The following is a 4688-nucleotide window of genomic DNA, read 5'->3' on the forward strand; positions in this document are numbered from 1 at the left end:
TGCTCATGATGGTAGGCAGCCTGAATCAGCATTTCGGGCAGGCCCCACTCGGCGAGCATCGTCGCACCGAGTTGATAGTGGTCCATGTTGAAGGATTCCCGTTCGAGATTCGCCAACTGGCCGTGCCTTGCCCTGGCTGCGAGTAGCACTACGGCGTATTCGCTGGGGTACAGCGAAGCCATGGCGAGCTCGCCGACCCGCGCCAGGAGCCCGATGGTGAAAAGTTCTTCGCTCGAAATCTGCACGAAATGTGCGAGTTCCTGGCAGGCGATGGCGGTGGCCAGCGAATGCCCCCAGAAACCTGCGTAATCAAACTCGGCACATTGTCCGCTGGCATGGCTATGCATGACCGAGAGGCCGATCACCAGGTCACGTACCCGGAAAGAACCGAGGGCGACGATGGCGCGCTGCAACGAAACGATTGGCCGCGTACGGCCGAAGGCAGCGGCATTGGCAAATTTCAGCAGGCGTCCGGCGATGGCGGGATCGGACTGAACCAGTCGCACCAGCTCGGAGACCCGGTAATCATCCCGCTGCAAGAGCTTGATGATCGAAAAGGCAACGCCCTTCGGTGATGGCAACTTGCCCGTTGCCTTCATCGAGCGATAGCGGTCGGGGTCGACAAATTTGATCAAGAAGGTCTCAGGTCCAAAGTTTCCGCCTGATTATGCTACAAAAAGCCCGGCCATTGGCGGCGCGGGTTGGTATGGGTGGCCCGCGCACAGTGGCTGCCCTGATCGATCCGGTTTGTCGATGGGCGGTTGCCGGCAACCGCGACAAAAAAGCCTGCCGCCTCTGCAGGCGGCAGGCAAATTCCGGCAATTGCTTGCCGGTTTCCTGGCAGGTTTCGATCAGGTCTTGCTGCCCAGCGCAAGCTGCAACTGTTCGAGGGCCTTGGGGTCCTCGATGGTCGTCAGGTCGCCTGGATCGCGGCCTTCGGCGAGCGCCTGGATCGAGCGGCGCAGCAGCTTGCCCGAGCGGGTTTTCGGCAGTACCGTCACGAAGTGTACGCGGCTCGGGCGAGCGATCGCGCCGAGGCTCTCGTCCACCTTCTTCATGACCGCCTTTTCGAGGGCGACCACCATTTCCGGCGTGGCGATGCTGTCGGCGTTCTTCACCACCGCGAAGGCCATCGGCATCTGACCCTTGAGCTGGTCGGCAACACCGACCACGGCCACCTCGGCAATCGCCGGATGACCCTGGATGGCCTCCTCGATTTCACGAGTCCCGAGGCGGTGGCCGGCAACGTTGATCACGTCGTCGGTGCGGCCGAGGATGTAGTGATAGCCGTCCTTGTCCTTGATACCCCAGTCGAACGAGGAGTAGACCTGCGGCTCGCGGAACAGCGAGAAGTAGGTCGAGACGAAGCGCGCATCGTCGCCCCAGACGGTGGACAGGCAACCCGGTGGCAACGGCGGCAGGATGCCGACGATCCCTTTTTCGTCCGGGTCGCAGATCGTGCCGTCCTCGCGGAATATCCTGAGGTTGTAACCATAGACCGGGAAGCTCGGCGTGCCGAAGCGGATCTCGGTCTTTTCGACTCCCGGCATGGCCGACAGAATCGGCCAGCCGGTTTCGGTCTGCCAGTAGTTATCGATCACCGGCAGGCCGAGTTCGCCCATGATCCATTCGTGCGTCGGCTGGTCAAGCGGCTCACCGGCGAGGAACAGGTGCTTGAGACTCGACAGATCATACTTGTGCATGTAGGCGCTGTCATGTTTCTTGAGGACGCGCGCCGCGGTCGGGGCCGAGAACATGACGTTGACTTTGTACTTCTCGACGATCTGCCACCAGATGCCCGGATCGGGGCGCAGCGGTGTGCCTTCGTACATGATCGTGCACATGCCGCCGATCAGCGGGCCATAAATGATGTACGAATGGCCGACGACCCAGCCGATGTCGGAGGTGGCGAAATAGGTCTCGCCCTCGTTGCCGCAAAAGATGTACTTCAGCGTCGAGGCCAGCGCCACCGCGTAGCCACCGGTATCCCGCTGCACCCCCTTGGGTTTGCCGGTGGTGCCGGAGGTGTAGAGGATGTATGACGGCTCCGAGGATTCCAGCCAGGTGACCGGTACGTCGGCGTCCATGAACTGGGCGCGCAGCGTGGCGTAGTCGACGTCGCGGCCTTCGACCTTGTTGAAACCCTTGTCGAGACCCCGGTCGACCATCAGCACTTTGCTCGGCTTGTGTTCAGCCAGGGAAATCGCTTCATCGAGCAGGTCCTTGTAGGGTACGGCCTTGCCACCGCGCATGCCGGCGTCCGACGAGACCACCAGCTTTGGTGTGGCATCGTCGATACGCGTGGCCAGCGACCCGGAAGCGAAACCGCCAAAGACCACCGAGTGGATGGCGCCGATACGTGCGCAGGCGAGCATGGCGAACATCGCCTCGGCGATCATCGGCATGTAGACCAGGACACGGTCGCCCTTGCCGACGCCGAGGCTCTGCATGACCGCTGCCATGCGCATGACTTCTTGCTTGAGTTCGGCGAAGGAATAAACGATTTCCTGGTCGGTTTCGGTCGAAATGAACACCAGCGCGCGGTCATTCGGACGCTTGGCGGCGTGACGGTCGACCGCGTTGTAGCAAAGATTGGTTTCGCCGCCCACAAACCACTTGGCGAACGGCGGACGGGAGAAATCGAGGACCTGAGTAAACGGCTTGTGCCAGTCGATGCTTTTGGCTTCCTCACCCCAGAAGGCGTCCGGTTGTTCGATTGATTTTTTGTGAAACTCTTGGATTGTCGTCATGAGACTCCCTCTTCAAAAATGTGAACCACTTGCACTGGTGGAAACTACGCTTGCCGAGTGTCTTGGACTTCGTGCTCCCGGTCAAGGATCCTGCTGCGAATATCTGCCATAGGCAGGCCCAACTTCAACTCCCTTTCCAGAAGTTCCAGAAAGGGGAGTACCTCCTTGCCAAGATGGACGAGATGCGGGATCACCGCCCTCGCACGGCCGGACCTGATCAGGTCGATGGCATGGCCAAGCCTGGGAACCGGGATCTCGGTCAATGGTTTCTCGACACAGGCGATGACGCGATTGCCGCCGGCCTGTTGCGCGATCTTGAGACGCTCGCCGGCGAGGCTGAGCAGTGATGCTGCGGAGACCGTCCGATCGACCGGGGTATTGGCGGCGCCAATGCTGATCGATAGATCAAGGCGATGCCCGTGTACTGCAATCTTGGCGACGGCGAGGGCTTCGCGCAGGCGATTGGCAAAGACCTCGCAGGCTGGGTAAGGGGTGCCAACCGAGATCACCGCCAGCTCGCTGTCGGAATAGTGACCCAGGCAGTCCTCCTTGCGCAATTTTTTCGACAGCATGCTCACGAAACGTTTCTGCATTTCCTTGACCACCTCGTCACCGTGCGTCTCGCGCAGCTCGTCGAAGCGGTCAAAGGCCATCACCAGCAGGCTTGCCGGTATCTGGTGTCGCTGCGCATACGAGAAGGCCTGCGTCGTCTGCATGTCGATCTGCTGACGTGTTGGCAGCCCGGTGTCCGGATGACCTTCGGAATTCGCGCCGAGCTGGTCCTGTGCCTGTCCGGACGACAGCAGCAGGGCGATGCGTGCGAGCAGTTCGGTGCGGCCGGTTTCTCTGTGGATGAAGTCGGAAGCCCCGAGCTCACGGGCACGTCGATGCGCTTCTTCATTGTCGCCGGCGATCATCAACACCGGTATCTGACGCAGGCGGGCAAGCCGGGATGCGCGAACTCTCGCGAGCAGACCGTCGCCATCAAGCATCGGCATCGACAACGCGCAGATCACCAACCGGATGGAATGGTCGAGAACCAGTGCCTGCCAACCCGCTTCGCCGTTGACTTCCTCACGGAAATCGTAGTGTTCGCGAACCTGTTCGATGAGCGCCGCGCGTGCCATCCGCGATTCGTCGACAATCAGGATGCGAGGCCGCTGCTTCGGGTTGTTCATCGCGTCTCGGGATTCGTTTTCGGCTCGGCGCCATTCAGGCGCCGGCAATTTCGACTACAACCCGACCGCGGACACGACCCTTGAGGTAGTCGTCGAAGACTCCCGGCAAATCGTCAAAACGGATGGTACGTGCCATCTCCTGCAGATGTTGCGGTCGCAGATCGCCGGCCAGACGCTGCCAGACGCCGCTGCGATACGGCTCGCCGATGTAGCCCGAGTCAATTCCGAGCAGGCAGGCGCCACGCAGGATGAAGGGCATGACCGTGGTGTTGAGTGAATGACTGGCAGCAAGACCGATGCTGGCGATCGTTCCTCCCTGTTTCATGGTGCTGACGATCCACGCCAGAACCTCCCCCCCGAGGTTATCAACGGCTCCTGCCCAGAGTGCCTTGTCGAGTGGCCGGATGCGCGTCAGATCGAGTGCCGAGCGGAACATCACGGTCTTCGCACCGAGTCCCTTCAGATAATCGGTTTCGTCTTCCTTGCCGGTCAGGGCGGTGACCTGATAGCCTCGCGCGGCCAGCATGTCCACTGCCAGACTGCCGACGCCACCGGTTGCCCCGGTGACAATGAGCGGGCCTTTGCTCGGATCGAGGCCATTTTCTTCCATCCGCACGATCCCCAGGGCCGCCGTAAACCCGGCTGTTCCCAGGGCCATGGCGGCGTGCAGCGACAGTCCGGAAGGGAGCGGGACCACCCAATCGGCGGGCACCCTGGCGTACTCGGCGTAGCCACCGTGGTGGGCGACGCCGATGTCGAA

Annotated in this window: 4 protein-coding genes; all 4 read right to left on the minus strand. The window is 61.4% G+C overall.

The genetic code is table 11. The features are described from left to right. Nucleotides 1-635 (minus strand): HDOD domain-containing protein (locus V5B39_RS21900; RefSeq protein ID WP_332344930.1); only part of this gene is annotated, 635 nt, incomplete at its 3' end. Nucleotides 636-851: 216 nt separating this feature from the next. Then, entirely contained in the window at nt 852-2750 is a 1899-nt protein-coding gene (locus V5B39_RS21905; protein ID WP_332344931.1) for a propionate--CoA ligase, read from the minus strand. Between the two features lie 44 nt (nt 2751-2794). Continuing rightward, the gene (locus V5B39_RS21910; protein WP_332344932.1) at nt 2795-3928 is read right to left on the minus strand and encodes a GGDEF domain-containing response regulator; all 1134 of its coding nucleotides are present in this window, start codon (nt 3926-3928) and stop codon (nt 2795-2797) included. A gap of 34 nt (nt 3929-3962) precedes the next feature. Next, the coding region (locus tag V5B39_RS21915) for an acrylyl-CoA reductase family protein (protein ID WP_332344933.1) at nt 3963-4688 on the minus strand (726 nt) is incomplete at its 5' end.

The organism is Accumulibacter sp., assembly GCF_036625275.1.
In the GTDB taxonomy this organism is placed as follows: domain Bacteria; phylum Pseudomonadota; class Gammaproteobacteria; order Burkholderiales; family Rhodocyclaceae; genus Accumulibacter.

Excerpts from the sequence above, each read along its gene's own strand:
- V5B39_RS21910 (WP_332344932.1), bottom strand. The coding sequence starts at position 3,928 with ATGAACAACCCGAAGCAGCGGCCTCGCATCCTGATTGTCGACGAATCG.
- V5B39_RS21905 (WP_332344931.1), bottom strand. The coding sequence starts at position 2,750 with ATGACGACAATCCAAGAGTTTCACAAAAAATCAATCGAACAACCGGAC.